This window comes from Pseudonocardia asaccharolytica DSM 44247 = NBRC 16224 (assembly GCF_000423625.1).
Lineage (GTDB): Bacteria > Actinomycetota > Actinomycetes > Mycobacteriales > Pseudonocardiaceae > Pseudonocardia > Pseudonocardia asaccharolytica.
This window is the reverse complement of sequence record NZ_AUII01000001.1, coordinates 72,734-90,791: the sequence shown is the minus strand read 5'-3', so window position 1 is coordinate 90,791 and position 18,058 is coordinate 72,734. Positions and strand designations below refer to the sequence as shown.

At 74.8% G+C, this 18,058-nt stretch carries 20 protein-coding genes; 6 read left to right on the top strand and 14 right to left on the bottom strand.

Annotated elements, in window-relative coordinates:
* The first annotated feature begins 94 nt into the window (after positions 1-94).
* On the top strand, positions 95-691 hold the full coding sequence (locus G567_RS25955) for a M23 family metallopeptidase (protein ID WP_084795620.1): 597 nt from the start codon (positions 95-97) through the stop codon (positions 689-691).
* Between the two features lie 36 nt (positions 692-727).
* On the opposite strand, the gene G567_RS0100425 is transcribed toward G567_RS25955, so the two are convergent.
* The 9 genes from G567_RS0100425 to trmD form a co-directional block, all read right to left on the bottom strand.
* On the bottom strand, positions 728-1,651 hold the full coding sequence (locus G567_RS0100425) for a tyrosine-type recombinase/integrase (protein ID WP_051232002.1): 924 nt from the start codon (positions 1,649-1,651) through the stop codon (positions 728-730).
* A gap of 115 nt (positions 1,652-1,766) precedes the next feature.
* Positions 1,767-2,939 carry a DNA-processing protein DprA gene (gene dprA / locus G567_RS0100420; protein ID WP_051232001.1) on the bottom strand — a complete coding sequence of 391 codons (1,173 nt, stop codon included), beginning with the start codon at positions 2,937-2,939 and terminating at the stop codon, positions 1,767-1,769.
* Positions 2,936-4,447, bottom strand: a complete 1,512-nt coding sequence (locus G567_RS0100415; protein ID WP_028928400.1) for a YifB family Mg chelatase-like AAA ATPase — start codon at positions 4,445-4,447, stop codon at positions 2,936-2,938. Before G567_RS0100415 ends, dprA begins: the two co-directional genes overlap by 4 nt.
* A complete protein-coding gene (locus G567_RS0100410; protein WP_028928399.1) occupies positions 4,447-4,803 on the bottom strand; it encodes a YraN family protein in 357 nt (118 codons plus the stop codon). The genes G567_RS0100415 and G567_RS0100410 overlap by 1 nt, the downstream gene beginning before the upstream one ends.
* 185 nt (positions 4,804-4,988) lie before the next feature.
* Positions 4,989-5,312, bottom strand: a complete 324-nt coding sequence (locus G567_RS0100405; protein ID WP_028928398.1) for a DUF2469 domain-containing protein — start codon at positions 5,310-5,312, stop codon at positions 4,989-4,991.
* Positions 5,309-6,070 carry a ribonuclease HII gene (locus tag G567_RS25950; RefSeq protein WP_051232000.1) on the bottom strand — a complete coding sequence of 254 codons (762 nt, stop codon included), beginning with the start codon at positions 6,068-6,070 and terminating at the stop codon, positions 5,309-5,311. Before G567_RS25950 ends, G567_RS0100405 begins: the two co-directional genes overlap by 4 nt.
* Before the next feature lie 56 nt (positions 6,071-6,126).
* Positions 6,127-7,467 carry a signal peptidase I gene (lepB, locus tag G567_RS25945; protein WP_211223819.1) on the bottom strand — a complete coding sequence of 447 codons (1,341 nt, stop codon included), beginning with the start codon at positions 7,465-7,467 and terminating at the stop codon, positions 6,127-6,129.
* Between the two features lie 157 nt (positions 7,468-7,624).
* On the bottom strand, positions 7,625-7,984 hold the full coding sequence (rplS, locus tag G567_RS0100390; RefSeq protein WP_028928397.1) for a 50S ribosomal protein L19: 360 nt from the start codon (positions 7,982-7,984) through the stop codon (positions 7,625-7,627).
* A 170-nt stretch (positions 7,985-8,154) separates the two neighbouring features.
* Positions 8,155-8,907: a tRNA (guanosine(37)-N1)-methyltransferase TrmD gene (trmD, locus tag G567_RS0100385; RefSeq protein WP_028928396.1), complete on the bottom strand. Its 753-nt coding sequence runs from the start codon at positions 8,905-8,907 to the stop codon at positions 8,155-8,157.
* Between the two features lie 105 nt (positions 8,908-9,012).
* Here trmD and G567_RS0100380 point away from each other — a divergent pair, with 105 nt between their 5' ends.
* Positions 9,013-9,669: an MgtC/SapB family protein gene (locus G567_RS0100380; RefSeq protein WP_051232077.1), complete on the top strand. Its 657-nt coding sequence runs from the start codon at positions 9,013-9,015 to the stop codon at positions 9,667-9,669.
* 26 nt (positions 9,670-9,695) lie between these two features.
* Here the strand turns inward: G567_RS0100380 and G567_RS0100375 are convergent, their stop codons facing one another.
* Together G567_RS0100375 and G567_RS0100370 are read right to left on the bottom strand one after the other, a co-directional pair.
* Positions 9,696-9,917 carry a Clp protease N-terminal domain-containing protein gene (locus tag G567_RS0100375; RefSeq protein ID WP_028928394.1) on the bottom strand — a complete coding sequence of 74 codons (222 nt, stop codon included), beginning with the start codon at positions 9,915-9,917 and terminating at the stop codon, positions 9,696-9,698.
* A gap of 10 nt (positions 9,918-9,927) precedes the next feature.
* Positions 9,928-10,143 carry an HTH domain-containing protein gene (locus tag G567_RS0100370; protein WP_028928393.1) on the bottom strand — a complete coding sequence of 72 codons (216 nt, stop codon included), beginning with the start codon at positions 10,141-10,143 and terminating at the stop codon, positions 9,928-9,930.
* A 112-nt stretch (positions 10,144-10,255) separates the two neighbouring features.
* Here G567_RS0100370 and G567_RS0100365 point away from each other — a divergent pair, with 112 nt between their 5' ends.
* Entirely contained in the window at positions 10,256-13,573 is a 3,318-nt protein-coding gene (locus G567_RS0100365) for an ATP-binding protein (RefSeq protein ID WP_028928392.1), read from the top strand.
* Here the strand turns inward: G567_RS0100365 and G567_RS0100360 are convergent.
* Positions 13,510-15,624, bottom strand: a complete 2,115-nt coding sequence (locus tag G567_RS0100360) for an alpha/beta hydrolase (protein WP_028928391.1) — start codon at positions 15,622-15,624, stop codon at positions 13,510-13,512. The two genes, G567_RS0100365 and G567_RS0100360, sit on opposite strands and share 64 nt — an antisense overlap.
* A gap of 118 nt (positions 15,625-15,742) precedes the next feature.
* Between G567_RS0100360 and G567_RS0100355 the strand changes: the two genes are divergently transcribed.
* Genes G567_RS0100355 through G567_RS25940 form a run of 3 tightly spaced genes read left to right on the top strand, consistent with a single transcriptional unit; the run spans position 15,743 to position 17,195 of the window.
* Positions 15,743-16,423 (top strand): alpha/beta fold hydrolase, encoded by a 681-nt coding sequence (locus tag G567_RS0100355; RefSeq protein WP_028928390.1) that lies wholly within the window; start codon positions 15,743-15,745, stop codon positions 16,421-16,423.
* 59 nt (positions 16,424-16,482) lie between these two features.
* Complete coding sequence (locus G567_RS0100350) at positions 16,483-16,731, top strand: hypothetical protein (RefSeq protein WP_211223804.1); 249 nt, start codon at positions 16,483-16,485, stop codon at positions 16,729-16,731.
* Positions 16,728-17,195: a type II toxin-antitoxin system VapC family toxin gene (locus G567_RS25940; protein ID WP_051231999.1), complete on the top strand. Its 468-nt coding sequence runs from the start codon at positions 16,728-16,730 to the stop codon at positions 17,193-17,195. Before G567_RS0100350 ends, G567_RS25940 begins: the two co-directional genes overlap by 4 nt.
* A gap of 18 nt (positions 17,196-17,213) precedes the next feature.
* Here G567_RS25940 and rimM read toward each other — a convergent pair whose 3' ends face one another.
* On the bottom strand, positions 17,214-17,807 hold the full coding sequence (gene rimM, locus G567_RS0100340; RefSeq protein ID WP_051231998.1) for a ribosome maturation factor RimM: 594 nt from the start codon (positions 17,805-17,807) through the stop codon (positions 17,214-17,216).
* A complete protein-coding gene (locus tag G567_RS0100335; protein ID WP_028928387.1) occupies positions 17,785-18,024 on the bottom strand; it encodes an RNA-binding protein in 240 nt (79 codons plus the stop codon). The genes rimM and G567_RS0100335 overlap by 23 nt, the downstream gene beginning before the upstream one ends.
* Positions 18,025-18,058: the final 34 nt, after the last annotated feature.

Here is an 18,058-nt window from a genome sequence, read left to right as displayed (position 1 = left end):
GCGAGCCGCCCCGGTTGTCCACAACCGGATCCGGCCGTCCACAACCGCGGGTGCGACGGTGTCCGCGGGCGCGTCGACCGGCCACGCTGGGGCCATGGCAGCGGGGGCGACACGGACGGGTGCCCGGGGGTTGGCGGCTGCCGTCGCGCTGGTGGCGGCGGCCGCCCTGGGCGGGCTCGGCGGGGTCGCTGCCGCCGCGCCGGACCAGCCCCGCCCGGCCCCGTCCGACCCGGGCGCACCCGCGCTCGAACCAGGCTATGGCTGGCCGCTGGATCCCCCACCGGCGGTCGGCAACCCGTTCCGGGAGCCAGCGCACCGTTACGGTCCCGGGCACCGGGGGGTCGACCTCGTCGGCCGGCCCGGCCAGTCGGTGCGCGCCGCCCGGGAGGGCACGGTCGTGTTCGCCGGACCCCTCGCCGGGCGCGGGGTCGTCTCCGTGCAGCACGACGACGGCTTGCGCACCACCTACGAGCCGGTGACCGCCGCCGTCGCCGCGGGGGCCGTCGTCCGTCGCGGCGAGGTCCTCGGCGGCCTCGAACCGGGCCATCCGGGCTGCCCGGATCCGGCCTGCCTGCACTGGGGGGTCCGTCGCGGCGAGGCCGACTACCTCGACCCGCTCCTGCTGGTGAGCCCCACCCGGCTGCGCCTGCTTCCGGTCCCGGAGCGGGAGCCCGGCTGGCCCGCCCGGTGACGCTGCTCGACCTGCGTCCCGGAGACCGGGAACCGATCACGCCCTGGGATGCGCCCGGTCGTGGACCACCTTCAGCCGGTCGGCGGTCACATGCGTGTAGAGCTGCGTCGTCGACAGCGTGGCGTGCCCGAGGAGCTCCTGGACGTAGCGGAGATCCGCGCCACCGTCGAGCAGATGCGTCGCCGCGGCGTGCCGCAGCCCGTGCGGCCCGATGTCCGGGGCGCCCGGCACGGCCGACACCGCCCGGTGCACGACCGATCGGGCGACCCGCGGGTCGAGCCGCCCGCCGCGCGCCCCCAGCAGCAGCGCGGGCGGCGATCCCGCCCGCACCAGCGCCGGACGGCCCAGCTGCCACCATCGAGTCAGCGCCCGCTCCGCCGGGACGCCGTACACCACGGTCCGCTCACGATCGCCCTTGCCACACACGCGCAGGGTTCGCCGCTCCCCGTCCACATCGGCGACGTCGAGACCGCATACCTCCGCGACCCGGACCCCCGTCGCGTAGAGCAACTCGAGCAGCAGCAGGTCGCGCAGGGCGACCGGGTCGTTCTCCGCGGCTCCGGAGCAGGCCGCGTCGAGCAGGTCGGACGCCTGCCGCGCGGTCACGACCGCAGGTAGCTTCCGGGTCGGACGCGGAGACTCCAGACGGATGCCGGGGTCGGTGGCGAGCAGGCCGGTTCTGTGGGCCCACGCGGTGAACGTACGGGCCGCGGCGGCCCGGCGGACCAGCGTCGCCCGCTCGACGCCCGCCGCATGCGCCCCGGCCAGCCAACCCCGCAGCATGCTCAGGTCGAGCGCGGCGAGCTCGACGCCGGGCAACCGCGCGAGCAGGGCGGTCAGATCGTTCCGATACGCGCGGACCGTGTTCGGCGAACGGCCGCGCTCCACTGCGAGGTACCGGAGGAACGCCTCCAACGCCGCGGCGGGCTCCGGGGCGAGCTCGGGTGCGGGGCGGACCATGATCCGACAGTGCAGGCCGGGTCATGCCCGGTCAAGCACCGCCACGCCCTCACCGCACCGGCGCCCAGCACGCGGTGGACGACCGTTCCGCGCGCTCGGCCCGCTCCCGGCGCGTTCACCGCTGCCCCGTCCGCGGCCACGACGGACGCTGCCACCGGCCCTCGCGGTACTCCGCGAGACCCCGGCGCTCCAGCTCGACCAGTGCGGGCCGGACGACCTCGATCGGTAACCCCGATTCCAGCATCAGCCAGCAGATGTCGCGGGCGGCACGCGCGGGCAGCGCGTCGTGCACCCGTACCTGCACCGGATCCAGCCCGTCGGTCGGCTGCACCGGCCGATCCGGCTCGGCGGCCAGGTCGATGCCCAGCCTGCCGACGGCCTCCAGCACCTCCTCGACCCTGCTGACCAGAAGCGCGCCCTTGCGGATGAGCTCATGGCAGCCCGCGGACATTCCCGATGTCACCGGGCCCGGAACGGCCATGACGAGCCTGCCGAGGGCGAGGGCGTCGGCGGCGGTGCGCTGGGCCCCGCTGCGCAGGCCGGCCTCGACGAGAAGGGTGCCGCCGGCCATCCCCGCGAGCAGCCGGTTGCGGACGAGAAAGCGATGCCGGGCCGGGACCGCCGTGGGCGGGTATTCGGTGACGACGAGCCCGGACTCTCCGATCCGATGCAGCAGCGCAGCGTGCGCCGCCGGGTAGGCCCGGTCGATGCCGCAGGCCAGAACGGCGACCGTCGGCCCGCCGGCCGCGAGCGCCCCGCGATGCGCAGCGCCGTCGATGCCGATCGCGGCGCCTGAGACGACTGTGCATTCCCGTTCGGCCAGCCCGCCGGCGATATCGCATGCGATGTGGACGCCGTACCCCGTCGCCGCCCGCGCGCCCACCACGGCGACGGCACGTTCGCTCAGCTCGGCCAGCCGCGCGGGTCCCCGCACCCACAGCGCGAGCGGCGGGGCGAGATCTGGATCGCCGGTGAGGGCGAAGGCGGCGAAGGGCCACCGTGGCCAGCCGGAATCCTCGGGCACCAGCAACCGGGCGCCGATGCCCTCGGCACAGGCGAGGTCGGTCTGCGCACGATCGACGCCGCGGCGGGCCTCGGTCTGCCGGGCCACCTTCTCCGGGACCGCGCCGCGGCGGACCCGCTCGGCCGCCTCGACGGCCCCGACGTCCTCGACGAAGGCCGCCAGCGCGGCCGCGGGCGGCTCGGCGACCCGGGAGAGATAGGCGCGGGCGAGCAGCACCCCGCGCTCGACACACGCCGCCGCGACCGCCGGCTCCGGCGGGCTCACGACGCCCTCCGGTCCCGGAAGTACAGGGCCATCTCGACCGTCTCGCGCTCGGGACGGTCGAGGCCGGCAAGATCGCTCAGCGTCCACGCGACCCGCAGCGCCCGGTCGGCACCGCGCGCGGTGAGCTCCCCGACACGTAGGCCCGCGTCGAGCGGACGGGTCGCCGAGCGGGGCAGCGCGAACCGGGTGCGCAGGACCGGGCCCGGCACCTCGGCGTTGGTCCGCCAACCGTGCGCGGCCCAGCGGGTGGCGGCCGCCGCGCGGGCGGTGAGCACACGCGCCCGGACCGTCGCCGTGTCCTCCGCGGCCTCGCCGGCGCCGGTCAGCGCGGTGACCGGCTGCATGCGCGTCCGCAGGTCGACCCGGTCGAGCAGCGGCCCGGACAGCCGGCCCAGATAGCGACGGCGTACCAGGGAGGGGCAGATGCAGTCCCGGTCGTGCGGGGGCGCGCAGGGGCACGGGTTCGCCGCGAGAATGAGCTGGAAGCGCCCCGGATAGCGCACGGTGCCCTCGGCCCTGGCCAGCCGCACCTCCCCCTCCTCGAGCGGGGTGCGCAGTGATTCCAGCAGATGCGGACCGAACTCCGCGCATTCGTCCAGGAACAGGATCCCGCGGTGGGCCAGCGATACGGCCCCGGGCTTCGCGGTCCGGCTTCCCCCACCCACCAGCGCCGCCATCGACGTCGAGTGGTGGGGCGCCACGAACGGGGCTGCCGTGCTCAGCGGCTCGTCCTCGGGCAGCCGTCCGGCCACCGACCGGATCGCGGCGAGCGCCAGCGCGTCATCGGGCTCGAGCGCGGGCAGCAGGCCGACGATCCGCTGGGCCAGCATCGTCTTGCCCGTGCCCGGTGGACCGACCATGAGCAGGTGGTGTCCGCCCGCGGCGGCGACCTCGAGGGCGTGCCGCGCGTCGGGCTGCCCGACGACGTCGGCGAGGTCGGGCGGTTCGGTCCGCAGGCACGGTGCGATGGACCCGGGGCGACGCAACGGCCGGCCGGACATCAGCCAGGCGAGCACCTCGGAAAGCGATTCGGCGCCGTGCACGTCGAGGCCGTCGACCAGCGCGGCCTCCGGAAGCGTCGCGGCCGGCACCACCACTCGCCCGAGCTCGGCCGCCCGCGCCGCCAGCAGGCAGGGCAGCACCCCGCGGACCGGGCGCAGCCTGCCGTCGAGCGCGAGCTCCCCGAGCAGGACGGTCCGCTCCAGCGCCGACTGGCTCACGACACCGGCGGCCGCAAGAACGCAGCAGGCCAGCGCGAGATCGAATCCCGAGCCGGCCTTGGGCAGCGTCGCAGGCGAGAGCGCCAGCACGATCCGCTCGTTCGGCCACGAGCGCCCGGAGTTCACCACCGCCGCGCGGACTCGGTCCTTGGACTCGTGCAGCGCGGCGTCGGGCAGCCCGACCAGGTGGATTCCCGGCAGCCCACCGCCGATGGCCGCCTCGATCTCGACGGCATGCCCCTCGACCCCGTGCAGCGCCACTGACCACGCGCGGGCGAGTGCGGCCATCAGAACGCCGCCTCGTAGTGCTGCAACGTGGCCGGGTGTCCCGGTTCGATCAGCACCGCGACGACGTCGAACCGGACCTCGCACCACCGCACCTTGTGCGCGGCGAGCCAGGCCTGCGTGACGCGCCGGATCCGCGCGGCCTTGCGACCCGTCACGGCCTCTGCCGGCTCACCGAAACCCGTGCCCGACCGGGTCTTGACCTCGCAGACGACGAGCTTGTCGGCATCGGTGGCGACGACGTCGAGTTCCCCGTCCCGGCACCGCCAGTTCCGGGTCAGCACGACCAGTCCGCGTTTTTCCAGGTACTCGACCGCGACGTCCTCGCCGCGGCGGCCGAGCGCATCCTTGGCTGCCATGGCATCCACGATCGCGGCGCTGGCCCGGCCGCGGGAGAGGCATCGGCCCGGCTGTGGACAACCCGGCCCCGATGTGGATGACCAGGGCCGTCACGGCCGCGACGGGCCGCGGCTGTCGGGGCGTGGGTGTAGGGCGCGCACGTACGCGCGACGCGATGCCGGCATGGTTGCGGCCACGGCGCCCGTCAGGAGCCGAAGGTGGCGCCCCCGGGCAGCCGCAGATCGGGCTTGTCGAGCTCCTCGATGTTCACATCCTTGAACGTGAGGACCCGGACGTTCTTGACGAACCGCGCGGGTCGGTACATGTCCCACACCCACGCGTCGGACATCCGAACCTCGAAGTAGATCTCGCCCTCGGCGTTGCGCGGAGCCACGTCGACCGAGTTGGCCAGGTAGAAGCGGCGTTCGGTCTCCACCACGTAGGAGAACTGAGCCACGATGTCCCGGTACTCCTTGTAGAGCGTGAGCTCCATCTCGGTCTCGTACTTCTCGAGATCCTCGGCGCTCACAGCTCCACTCCCCCCGCGACGGCAGATTCCGCCGACACCGCCTCCGGCATGAGGTCCCCATTGTGGACCAGCGCCTCCGCGTCCTCCACGGCGGCGCGGATGGCGGCGGCCCCCGAGACGTTGACGAACGAGTACCGATGCTCCGCGCTGGGCCCGAACTCGGCCAGCGCCGCGGCGTGGACGGGCGTGCAGTAGCCCTTGTGCAGGGCGAATCCGTACTGCGGCAGCCGCGCGTCGAGCTCGACCATGATCCGGTCCCTGGTCACCTTGGCCAGCACGGACGCCGCCGCGACGCACGCCGCAACCTGGTCGCCCTTCGGCACCGCGAGCGCCGGACGGCCGAAGCCGCGGACCGGGAAACCGTCGGTCAGCACGTACCCGGGCGGGCCGGCGAGTCCGGCCACGGCCCGGCGCATGCCCTGGATGTTGGCCGCGTGGACGCCGCGGCGGTCGACCTCGGCGGGTGGGATGACCACCACCGCGTAGTCCTCGGCGTGCCGGGTGATGAGCCGGTGGAACTCCTCGCGGACGGCGGGGCTCAGCAGCTTGGAGTCGGTCAGCCCGGCCAGCCGCTTGCCGTCGCCGGGCCGCAGTACGCAGGCCGCCACGACGAGCGGGCCGGCACACGCCCCACGGCCGGCCTCGTCGACTCCGGCGACCGGGCCGAGGCCGTGCCGGTGCAGCGTGCTCTGCAAGGTCCAACTGCCGGCCGACCGGCGGACGACGGCGCGCGCGGGTCGCCACTGGGCGGGCAGCACGGTTCTCGGTGCGCGGCGGGAAGAGCCGCTGGGACGTGCCGGCACGGGTCGTCCCGTCAGCACCGACCGCCGAGCCGGGAACCAGGCCCGGCACCGCCACGGCCATGCCACGCGGGCCCAGGCAGCGTCGGCAGAAAGTCGCTCACCGGACCATCCCCGTTCTCCCAGCACCTGCGCCACCGGCACCCGGTGGCCAGCGGGAGTGTACCGAGCAGACCGAGCGCGAGCGGCGCTCCAGGTCCACCGATCCCCGTCTCGGACATGCCGATCGCCCGGACCTGCGGGTCGGCGGAGTCGATCCAGCCGAACCGGTCGAAGGGCAGCACGACCATCCGGGCCTTGCCGATGACGTTCTCGATCGGGACGGGGCCATGCCCGGGCACCCGGGAGTCCGCGGAGTTGTTGCGGCTGTCGCCCATCATCCACAGCTCAGCGGCCGGCACCTGGATCGGCCCGAACGGGATCTGCCGGGCCGGGCCCGCCTCGGGCAGATAGTAGAGATAGGACTCGTCGAGCGGCTCCCCGTCGACCAGAACGCGGTTGCGCGAGTCGCAGCACGACACGGTCTGGCCGCCGACGGCGATGACGCGCTTGACGAAGTCCTTCTCATCCGGCGGTGCGAGGCCGATCAGCGAGCCGAGCTGCTGCAGGCCCCGACCCAGCGGGCTGGACGGCTGCGCGACGGGCGCCTCGCTGCGCCAGCTGTCCGGACCCCGGAAGACGACGACATCGCCCGGCTGCGGGTCGGAGAACCGATAGACGACCTTGTCGACGAGGACCCGGTCGTTGTTGCAGCCGGTGCAGCCGTGCAACGTGGTCTCCATCGACCCGGAGGGGATGACGTAGACCTTTGCGATGAAGGTCTGGATGAGGAAGGTCAACAGCAGCGCCACCGCGACGAGCAGCGGCAGTTCCTTCCAGAACGACGCGCGCCGTCGGCGTCCGCCCCGCGGCGGGCGGCGCGATGTCGAATCCGAACGGGATTCCTGCTGGTAGGACGATGCCGGACGACCCGAAGGCGACTCGGCTTCCCGCCTGCGGTGCCGACCCGGGCTGGTGGCCCGCTCGGCGGAGGTCCTCGGCGCGGCAGGGCGGTCGTCGGCCTGCTCCTCCGCGAGCTGCGGGGGCGGAGCGGGTTGCCGGGCAACCGGCTGGGTCGGCTCGGCCTCGTCCCGAGGCGGAGGACCCTCGTTGCCCGGGTACCGCGGGGCAGCCTCGCGTGGCGGCGGCGGACCGGAGTGGCCGTTTCGGCTCGGCGCCGGGTGACCGCCCGGCGCCCGGCGGCCATTGACCGGACCGGACGGAGCGCCCCCGCTCGAGAATCCCGGGGGACCCGACGGCGGCAGCGGCCGACCGTTGCGCGGGCCGACCGGCGGGGGTTCCGGCAGTCCGGGCATCGGCTGGGCGGCGCGGCGCCCCGGAGTCGAAGAACTCGAGGACGCAGCCGGGTTCGCCGGACCGTGCCGCCGGGGCGGGGCCCGCCGGTCGTCGGGGAGCTCGGGTAGCGCCACGCCCACGAGGCTACGTCACCGAACCATCACGGGAGGGTGACGGTCACGACGCGGTCGGGGTCTCCCGCTTCTCCTTGATCTTCGCGGCCTTGCCGCGGAGGTCACGGAGGTAGTAGAGCTTCGCCCGGCGAACATCCCCGCGGGTGAACACCTCGATCTTGTCGATGTTCGGCGAATGCACGGGGAACGTGCGCTCGACCCCGACGCCGAACGAGACCTTGCGGACGGTGAAGGTCTCGCGCGCGCCGGCACCGTGCCGGCGGATGACGACGCCCTGGAAGATCTGGATCCGGGACCGGGTGCCCTCGATGACCTTCACGTGCACCTTGAGCGTGTCACCCGGCCGGAAGGCGGGGATATCGGAACGCAGCAGCTGTGCGTCCAGTGCGTCCAGGGTGTTCATCGCGCAGGTCCGTCCTCGTCTGATTGCGGTCATGCTTGGGGCGCCGCTCCACTCGACGGGTGGCGCCCGGCGGCCCCGACGCAGGCGTCGGGCGCTGGCAACTCGTCCATAGTGCCAGACCGCCGTTTGCACAGCGCAACCGGCCCGGCGGGCCGGCCCGACCCGCCGGCTCAGGGCTCCTCGCGGAGCCCGGCAAGGAACGCCTGGTCGGCCGCGTCGAGTCGGTCTTCGGGCAGCGCGGCCAGCAGATCCGGCCGCCGCTTCGCGGTGCGCTCGAGCGCCCGGTCGCGACGCCAGCGGGCGATGGCGCCGTGGTTGCCGCTGCGCAGCACCTCGGGCACCGCCTGCCCGCGCCAGACCTCGGGGCGGGTGTAGGCCGGGCCCTCCAGCAGTCCGTCGGAGAAGGAGTCCTCGGCCGCCGAGCGCGGGTTGCCGAGCACTCCGGGCAGCAACCGGGCCACCGCCTCGACGATCACCAGCACCGCGGCCTCGCCGCCGACCAGGACGTAGTCGCCGATGCTCACCTCGTCCACCGGGAACTGTCGGCTATAATGATCCACAACTCGCTGGTCGATACCCTCGTAGCGACCGCAGGCGAACACGAGCCGCTGCTCGGTCGCGTAGGCGCGCGCTGTGGCCTGGGTGAACGACCGTCCCGCAGGTGCCGGGACGACCAGCCGTGGCGGCCGGGAGTCGGACGCGATCACCGCGTCGAGCGCCTCACCCCAGACCTGCGGCCGCATGACCATGCCGGGCCCACCACCGTACGGAGCGTCGTCGACGGTCTGGTGCACGTCGTGGGTCCAGCTCCGCAAGTCGTGCAGAGCGACCTCGATCAGCCCGGCGTCGGCCGCCCGGCCCAGCAGCGACTCCCGCAGAGGCGCAAGGTAGCCGGGGAAGATGGTTACCACGTCGATCCGCACCGGCCGGATCCTCGCAGAACCGCTGCCGACTCGAAGGAGGTGCCCGTGTATGCCGTCTGGTCCACGGGAGGGCAGTGGGCGCTGCTGCCACCGCTGCTGCTGGCCATGGTGCTGACCGGGGTGATCGGCCTCGAACGCGAGGCCGGGGCGAAGAGCGCGGGGCTGCGCACGCACACGCTGGTCGGTGTGGGCTCGGCTGTGTTCATGCTGGTGTCCAAGTACGGATTCGCCGACCTGCTGGGCATCGAGCAGGTCTCCATCGACCCGTCGCGAGTCGCCGCGCAGGTCGTCTCCGGAATCGGTTTCATCGGTGGCGGGTTGATCTTCGTCCGGCAGGACGTCGTGCGCGGGCTGACCACCGCGGCCACCGTCTGGGTCGCCGCGGCGGTGGGCATGGCCTGCGGGGCGGGCCTTCCCGTCCTGGGGATCGGCGCAACCGCCGTGCACTTCCTCGTCGCGCGTGGGTTTCCGCCGCTGTCGCGGATCATCCGCAGACTCCGCCGCGAGCCGCCGACGCTGTATCTGAGCTATGTCGACGGCCGTGGGGTGCTGCGCACGGTGCTCTCGGTGTGCACCGAGCGCGGCTGGTCGGTGCAGCATGTTTCCGTCGAGCGGGCGAGCGTGACCGACGAGGGTCAGCGCATCGCCGCGGTCACCCTGTTACTGGAGGGCCGCGGCGAAGTATCCGGGCTCGCCGGTGAGCTCGCCGAGTTGCCCGGGGTCCGCAGCGCGGCGGCCGGTCACGAGGATCCGGTCGAGTGAGGCCGCGCGGGGGTGCCGCCGCGGCGTCAGCCGCTCGCCGCACCGCGGCCGAGATCGGCGACCGCGATGCGCATCTGGTCGAGAGTGATTCCGCGCGCCGCGAGGACCTGCTGCGCGGTGCCGGTCTGGGTGTACAGCAGACCGAGCAGCAGATGCTCGGTGCCGATCGCCTCGTCGCGCCGCTCGCGAGCGATCTCCTGCGTCAGGACCACCACGTGTCGTGCCTTGTCGGTGAACCGTTCGAACATCTCCGCCCCCTCAGAACCCGAACCGCCGGTACTTCTTGTGCACCGCCTGCCTGCTGACCTGCAAGACCTCGGCGATCTGCTGCCAGGACCAGCCCTGCCCGCGCGCATTGCGAACCTGCAGCTCCTCCAACGACTCCAGCAGTCCCCGCAGAGACGCCACCGCCGCCAATCCGACGGCCGGATCCCTGCTGGACGCCGCCGCCGCGACCCTCGTCGCATCCGCCATGTCCGTCAACCTACGTTGACAACCCCACATCTGTCAACGTGTGTTGACAGCAGGTTGCATGGCACCCCGGGTGCATGGGACAACCGGCACCGCACCAGCCTCGGGAGCAGGCGTGGACGAGGTCACCCTCCGGTTGTGCGGGTCGTTCGCGGTCACCCGCGGCGCCGCGCCGGGCTCCGCCGTGCCGATCGGCAGCCGGAAGGCCCGCCGGTTGCTCGCCCTGCTCGCCGCCCACCGGGGCCGCGTCGTCGACGTCCGGGAGATCGTCGATGCGCTCTGGGCGGGGGAACGCCCGCGCCGGCCGGAGGACAACGTCGCCACCCTGGTCTCCCGGCTGCGCGCCGCCCTCGGCGACGGGGTCGTGCTGGGCGGCCGGGCCGGCTACCACCTGGGGCGCCCGCCCGCGGTCCGGGTCGACGTCGACGAGGCGACCGCCCTCGACGCCGAGGCGCGCCGCCGGACCGCCGCGGGCGACGTCGCACCCGCGGCCGCGGCAGCCCGGCGCGGGCTCGACCTGCTCGGCGACGGGGAGGTCCTCGTCGGCGAGCCCGGCGCCGCCTGGATCGACGCGGTGCGCGACGCGACGGCCGCGCTGCTGCGCTCGCTGCGGCTCACCCTCGCCGAGGCGGCGCTGGCGGCCGGCGACCCGGGCGTCGCCGCGGCCGCCGCCCGCGCCGCGACCAGGACGGACCCGCTCGACGAGCGCGCCCACCGGCTGCTGATGACGGCCCATCAGGCCGCCGGCGAGCCGGCCCGCGCGCTGGCCGCCTACGCCGAGCTGCGGGGCGCACTGGCCGACGAGCTCGGCGTCGATCCGGCCCCCGACACCCGCGCGTTGCACCTGGAGATCCTCCGCGGGACCCGGGTGGACCCACCCCGTCGCCCCCCGATCGCGGTGCCTGCGGCGCCGCCCACCCCGGCCGGGCGCGAGGCCGAGCTGGAAACGCTGCGCGCGGCCTGGTCGGCGGCCGCGGCCGGCCGCACCGCCGCACTGCTGCTCACCGGCGAGGCCGGGATCGGCAAGACCACGCTGGCCGCCGCGGCCGCGGGCCTCGCCCGCACCACCGGCGGGCAGGTCCTCGAGGCCCGCTGCTACGCCGCCGAGCGGTCGCTGCTCCTCCAGCCCGTCCTCGACGCGCTCGGCCCGGCGCTGCGGACCCGACCACCCGGCGCGGTGCGGCAGCTGGCCGGGGCGGGCGCCGGCGTCCTCGCGGCGCTGCTGCCGGAGGCCGTGACGGCACCCGGCGAGCCCGCCCTCGACCGGGGCAGCGCCGAGCTGGTGCACCGCCGGACCTGCGACGCGATCATCGGGCTGCTGCGGGCGCTCGCGGCCGAACGGCCCGTCCTGCTGGTCCTCGACGACCTGCACAACGCGGGCGTGTCCACCCTCGAACTGCTGCACTACCTGGTGCGCCGCCCGGCGACCGCCCGGCTGCTGGTGCTGGCCACGGTGCGCACCGAGGAGGGCGCGCCGGTCCTGGACACGCTCGGCGAGGTGTGCGGGCGGCTCGACGTCGGGCCGCTCTCCGCCGCGGCGGTCGCGCTGCTGGCCAGCCGGGCCGGCGCCCCCCGGCTGGCCGAGGACATCCTCCGGCGCACCCGCGGGCACACCCTCTTCGTGGTCGAGACGCTGCGCGGGCTGGCCGCGGGGGAGGCCGGCGTGCCCGAGTCGCTGCAGGCGGCGGTGCTCGCCCGGCTGCGCCGGGCCGACCCGGAGGTGGAACGGGTGCTGCGCGCCGGGGCCGTCCTCGGCGCGGCCGTGCCACCGCAGATCGTGTCCGCGCTGCTCGACCTGCCGCTGCCGGAGGTCGTGCAGCGCTGCGAGCAGGCCGCCGCGGCCCGGTTGCTGGTGCCGGCCGGGGAGGCCTACGAGTTCGCCAACGACCTGGTCCAGGAGAGCCTGCTCGCGACCACGCCCGCGCCCACCCGGGCCGCGCACCACCGCCGGGCCGCCGACCTGCTCGCCGACCATCCGGAGGCGGAAGCGGCGCACGCGGCGGCGGTCGCCGACTGGCCGCGCGCGGCGCGGGCCTGGCTGCGGGCAGGCGAGGCCGCGCTCGGCCGGTTCGCCGCCGCCGACGCGCAGGCCCTGCTCGCCCAGGCGCTCGACGCGGCCGGGCGGGTCGACGCGGCGGCCCTGACCGGGCGCGTCCACCTGGCCAGGGCCCGGGCCCGGGAGGCGCTCGGAGCGTTCGGGCCCGCCGTCGCGGATCTCGAGGCCGCCCTCGCGGCGGCCCGCGCCGCCGGGGACCGCGGGCTGGAGATGGCCGCGTTGCGCCACTACGCCGGGGACCTGACCTCCGCGCTCGGGTTGCCGGAGCGGGCCCGCCGGCTCGACGCCGGGCTGCGGATCGCCATGCAGCTCGGCGACCGGGGAGCGCAGGCCGACCTCTACGGCTGGCAGGCCGTCGTCGCCGCGAACCAGCTGCGCTTCACCGACGCCATCGAGCTCGGGCGGCGCGCGGTCACCGCCGGCCGGGCGGCGGGCACCGAGGAGGCGCTCGGCGCCGGCCTGGACGGGCTGAAGACCGCCTACGCCTACCTCGGGGACACCGCGCGGCTCACCCCGGTGCTCGGCCGGCTCGAACCGCTGCTGCGGCGGCGGGGTGACCTGCGGCTGCTCTCCTGGGCGGTCTTCGAGTCGGCCCTGCCCGCCGTCGCCGCCGCCGACTGGGACACCGCGACCGCTCGGGTCGCCGAGGCGATGGAGATCAACGAGCGGAGCGGGTTCCGGGTGCACCGGGCCTGGCTGGTCGCCCACCAGGGCTGGATCGCGCGGCTGCGCGGTCGCCTCGACGAGGCGGTCGCGCTCGGTCACGACGCGGTCGGGCTCGCGGCGGCGGCCGGGCACGACTGGTGGCGCTCGACGGCGAACGCCCTGCTCGCCACCACCCTGCTGGAGCGTGGTGAGGTGGCGGACGCCGTGGCGCTGCTCACCGAGGCCAGATCGGCCGCGGAGCGCGGCGGCGCCGAGGGCTACCTGCTGCGCTGCCTGGCCCCGCTGGCCGAGGCCACCGGCGACCCGGCGGTCCTCGCCGAGGCCGAGGTCCTGCTGGGCGGGGTCCGCGCCCCGCACGAGTGTGCCTGGCTCGCCGGGGGCGACGCCTATCTCTCCGTGGCCCGCGCCTGGCTGGCCCGCGACGAGCCCGTCCGGGCACGCGCCGCCCTCGCGCCGCTGCTGGACGCGGCGGACCGGCACGGCTGGCTGCCGTGGCAGGCGGCGGGCGCGGTGGAGGACGCCGCCGCGCTGGCCGGGCTGGGCGACCCGGACGGCGCGGCGCGGCAGGTCCGGCGGGCGCTCGCGCTCGCCGAGCGGCACGGCATGCCGACTGTTGCGGCCCGCGCCCGCGACCGGCTGCGCGGCGGCTACAGCAGCTCGGCCAGCCGGGCCGCGGCTCGCGCGGCCCCACCCGGATCCACCGGCCGGTAGTCCACCACCCGGCCGATCTCCTCGGCGATCGTCGACGCCAGCGCGTCCGGGGCGAGGTCGGCCCAGTCCATCCGCCGCCCGGCCCGGTACCGGGCCAGCCGGTGCGGCACGTGCAGGTTCTGCTCGAAGTGCCGGCGCAGCGGCACGTACAGGAAGGGGCGCCGGTTGGCCGTCAGCTCCATGGTCGTGGTCAGCCCGCCGTGGGTGATCGCGACGTCGCAGGCGGCGAGGTGCCGGTAGAGGTCGGGCACCCAGCCGTGCACCTCCAACCCGGGTGCCGGCGGCACCGTCTCCGGGTCGATCCGCGGGCCGGCGACCACCACCATCCGCAGCCCGGGCACCAGCCGCGCGGCCGCCGGGAACGCCGCGGCCACCCGGCGCAGCAGCGGCAGCCCGATGCCGGTGCCCCCGGCCGTCACCAGGCAGACCGGCTCCCCCGGCCGCCAGCCCAGCTCCTCCCGGATGCCCGCGCGGTCACACGGGTCGATCGGGTCGAAGCCGGTGACGTACCCGGGGAAGGCGTAGTGGTCGCGGGTCCAGTCCCGGATCGACGGCAGCCCGGGGCCGAACGTGTCCGGCACGACGTCCTCGGGGTCACCGACGAACAGGGCGCGGTCGCGCAGCCGCGGGTAGCGCTGCACCTGCTCGATCATCTGCGCGTTGTGGTCGGCGGTCAGCTCCACCTCGCGATCGCCCCCGCCGGGCATCGGCAGGTACCCGACGAAGTCGGTGAGCCAGGCGTACGCCGCGCCCTTGAGCTCGGGGTTCTCGTGCAGGAAGTGGTCGAGCTCCCAGGCCTCGTCGCCGACCCACAGGTCGTGGTGCTCGGCCTCGGCCAGCTCGGCGAGCACGTGGAAGTTCGCGACCAGGATCTCGTCCATCGTGCGCAGCGCCTGGAACGCGTGCAGGTCGTGCTCGCCGGACTCCCCCTCGACGTGCCCCGCCTCGCTGGCCAGCCACCGCGACGCCGGGTGCACGCACTCGCCGCGGGTGTGCAACAACTCCGTGACGGGGTGCTGGGCCAGCCACTCGACCTCGACGTCCGGACACAGCGCGCGCAGCTCGTCGGCGATCGCCAGGTCGCGGCGGGCATGCCCGAGCCCGATCGGCGAGGACAGGAACAGCGCCCGGCGCGGCCGCGACCAGGCCGGCGCCCACGTGCTCGGTGGCCGCGACCGGCCGGCCAGGCCGTCGACGAAGTCGCGGATCAGCAGGTTGACCCGCACCGGGTCGCGGGCGTTCGGGACATGTCCGGCGCCGGGCAGCGAGACCAGGGTGCCGCCGGTCCACTCCGCCACGGCCGCCCCATCCGCGTGCGGGATCAGCAGATCGTCGCTGCCGTGCACGACCAGCACCGGGCAGCGCACCGCGGCGCACAGGTCGCGGGCCTGCTCGCGGGTCGGCCACCCGTAGCCGTCGAGGGAGTCGAGCATGACCTCGGCGGTGATGCCCGCGGACCAGCCGATGGCATCCTCGTACTGCTTGGTCGAGTGCGGGTCGGAGTGGCAGGCCGCGAGGAAGAACGCGGCGAAGCCGTCGACGTCCTTGGCGATGTAGTGCCGATTGACCTTCTCGGGGCCCTGGTAGCTGTCCCGGATCTCCTCGAAGCCGGTGAAATGGTCCAGGATCAGAGTCGGCGCGATCGCGACCACACCCGCGACCCGATCGGGATGTGCGGCGGCCAGCTCCAGCGCCCGCCGCCCGCCACCGGAGAGCCCGACGGCCACCACCCGGTCGGTGCCGGTGGCGTCGAGCACGGCGACCAGGTCGGCCACGTCCTGTTCCATCGTGTAGGCCGCCGGGCCGACCGGCCGGTCGCTGCGCCCGTTGCCCCGCATGTCCACCACGACCACCCGGAAGTGCCGGGCCAGGAACGGCACCTGGGCCTTCCACTGCCGGGCGTGCACCAGCGGCATCGAGGTCGGCAGCAGGATCGTCGGCTCCGCGGTGCCGCTGCCCGGTCCCGGGTCCTCGGCCCGGTAGACCTCGTAGCCGATCCGCACGCCGTCGCGCTCCACCCAGTCCTCGGCGTCCGGGTACCTCGCACGCATCGCGACCTCCCGCCGGTGAGGTCGCCATCGTGTCCCCGGCCATTGCAGCCGCGCTGCAACGCGGTCGCAACGCGGCGGCGCATGCTCCCGGCGACCGGATCCATACGAGGAGGACGTCATGACCGACTACGTACTCGTGCACGGCGGGTTCTGCGACGGCTGGTACTGGGGCGAGACCGCGACGCTGCTGGAGAAGGAGGGACACCGGGTGCACCTGGCCGACCTGCCGAGCACTGGCAGGGACCCGGCCGCGCTCGGCGGCCTGGCCGACGACGCGGCCGCGGTCCGGCGGCTGCTGGACACGGCGGGCGAGCCTGTGGTGCTGGTGGGGCACTCCTACGGCGGCATGGTGCTGACGGAGGTCTCCGACCACCCCGCGATCGCGCACACCGTCTACGTCTCGGCGTTCTGGCCCGCGCGCGGGCAGTCCCTGGCGGACCTGTTCGGGCCCGGGTCCAAGTGGCTGGAGCTCGCGCCCGACGGAGCGGCCATGAAGGTCACCGACGACGTCGAGGCGGCCCGGCAGGCGCTGTGCGCGGACCTCGACCCCGCGCGGGTACCGGAGTGGCACGCCTCCCTGATGTGGTCGTCGACCTCGGCCATGGGCACCCCGAGCACCGCGCCGGCCCGCACCCACCCCACGACCTACGTGGTGCTGGAGCGGGACAACGCCCTCCCGCCGGCGGCGCAGGAGGCGATGGCCACCCGAGCCGACCGGGTGGAGCGCATGGCGACCTCGCACGTCCCGATGCTCGTCGGCCCCCAGGGCCTCGCCGCGATCCTCATCCGCCTGCCCTGACTCGCTGCTCGACAGCGGAACGGTCGATCATTGTTACTTACACATGCTACTGTAGGCGGATGATGACCCGGCGGCTCCAGATCCTCCTCGACGAGGATCGCTACCAGCGGGTCGCCGCCGCGGCCCGGGCCCGGCGCACCTCGGTGGCAACCGTGATCCGGGAGGCCATCGACCGCGGACTACCCGCTGACGACGACGAGCGCGGGACCGCCCTGCAGCGCATCCTGTCCGCCGAGCCTGCCCCTGTCCCTGACGACCCGGCCGAGCTGGTCGCCGAGTTGCACGAACTTCGCAGCAGACTGCGGTGATCGTGCTGGACACGACGGTGCTGCTCTACGCCGTCGGCACCGAGCACGAGCTGCGCGAGCCGTGTCGGCGCCTCCTGGCTGCGCCGAAACGACTCGCGTTGACCGCCACGGCCGGGGTGATCCAGGAGTTCGTCCATGTCCGGAGCCGACGTCGACCACGGTCCGAGGCGGTAAGCCTGGGGCGCTCCTATCTCACCCTGCTGAGGCCGCTGCTCGACGTTCCCGACGCGGCCGTCGACGACGCACTCTCCCTGCTGGGCGAGCACGCCTCGCTGGGCGCGTTCGACGCGGTTCTCGCAGCCGCTGCGCTGCGCGCCGGGTGCCGGGCGGTTGTCACCGCGGACCGCGCCTTCACGCAGGTCGACGACCTTCCCGTGGTGTTCCCGGACCAGGCCGGGGTGGCCACGCTGTTGTCGCCGGGGGACGAAGGGGAACCCCGATCCCCTCGGTCTGCGCAGGGGTAGCGGGCGCGAAAAGCCGGCTCACCCGGGGTCGAGCAGCCCCTCCGGCGGGGTGAGCACGATCCGTCCGCCGTCGAGGTCGACGGTCGGCACGATCGCGCGCACGAACGGCACCAGCGCGTCCGGCAGCTCCGGGCGGGCCAGCACCAGCAGCTCGCCACCAGGGCCGTGCACGACCTCGCGGACGATGCCGACGACGGCCCCGTCCACCAGCTCGGCGCGCAGGCCCTCCAGCTGATGCACGTGGAACTCGTCGGGGTCGCCGGTCGGGGGCAGCTCGGCCGAATCGATCAGCAGCTGGGTGCCGCGCAGCCCCTCGGCCGCGGTGCGATCGGGCACCTCGGCGAACCGGACCAGCAGCCGGCCCGAATGCGGCCGGGAGGACTCCACGGTCAGCCCGAAATCCGGGGCGCCTGCGCTCCGCGCGGTATCGACGCGCGCTCCGCCTGCGCTCCGCGCGGTGAGCGCCGCGCCGGGGGCGAACCGCTGCTCCGGGGAGTCGGTCCGCACCTCGACAACGAGCTCACCGCGCAGGCCGTGCGCCCGGACGATGATGCCGACGAGGAGCGCGGTGCTGCCGGAGACCGGGTTCCTACCGGTCGGTGTCGACGACATCGACCCGCACGCCGCGACCACCGATGCTGCCGATGACGGTGCGCAAGGCGGTCGCGGTGCGCCCACCGCGACCGATCACCTTACCGAGGTCATCGGGGTGCACCCGGACCTCGAGAGTGCGCCCGCGCCGGTTCGTCACGAGATCGACGCGCACCTCGTCCGGATGGTCGACGATGCCCCGCACGAGATGCTCGAGCGCGTCCGCGAGGACACTCACAGGTCCTCCTCACTCATACCTGGCGGCCGTACTC